1 protein-coding gene is annotated in these 623 nt (G+C 25.0%); it reads right to left on the bottom strand.

What is annotated here, in order from left to right; genetic code table 11:
* Positions 1–623 (bottom strand): histidine kinase dimerization/phospho-acceptor domain-containing protein (locus GQX97_RS13885; RefSeq protein WP_304488842.1); only part of this gene is annotated, 623 nt, incomplete at both ends.

Here is a 623-nt window from a genome sequence, read left to right as displayed (position 1 = left end):
ACTCTATTAACATTTTGCATATTTTTAAAAGAATCAAAAACTTCAATAAGAACATCGTTAATAGATTCTTTTTCATCTGAGAGTTTAATATTAAAAGAAAACTCTGAAAATGATTTTACCAGAGATAAAATRCTATTAGAATTTTTAATAATAGTATTAACATACTTTCTTATTTTATCCAAATCATCATCAGACATATTATTTTTTAATCTCTTTTCAATTAACTCAGCATTCATCATAATAGGCATAAGCGGATTTTTTATTTCATGTGCAACCTTAATAGCAGCTTCCTTCCAAGTCTCTAATGAYACTCTTATTTTCTCTTTATCCCTATGATATTTCAAAGCCCTTGCCATAACATTAAATCTATATATCAAGTTTCTAAGGTCATGAACCCCAGAAAATTTCATCTCTATATTAAAATCTGAATTAATAATAGAGTTTGTAGCATTAAGAAGCAAACTTATAGGTCTTGTTATAAAACTAGAAAATATTATACCAAAAATAATAGATATAAAAGTAGATATACCCAATATAAAAACATACAAAAGTTTTAAAACTATAGAAAACTCTCCGGTAAACATGTTAATAGAGTTGTATATTCTAAAAGCATTTAAAGCATT

Origin of the sequence: Brachyspira sp. SAP_772 (assembly GCF_009755885.1) — a bacterium.
Lineage (GTDB): Bacteria > Spirochaetota > Brachyspiria > Brachyspirales > Brachyspiraceae > Brachyspira.
The sequence above is the reverse complement of the archived record's forward strand: the minus strand, read 5'-3'. Positions and strand labels throughout refer to the sequence as shown.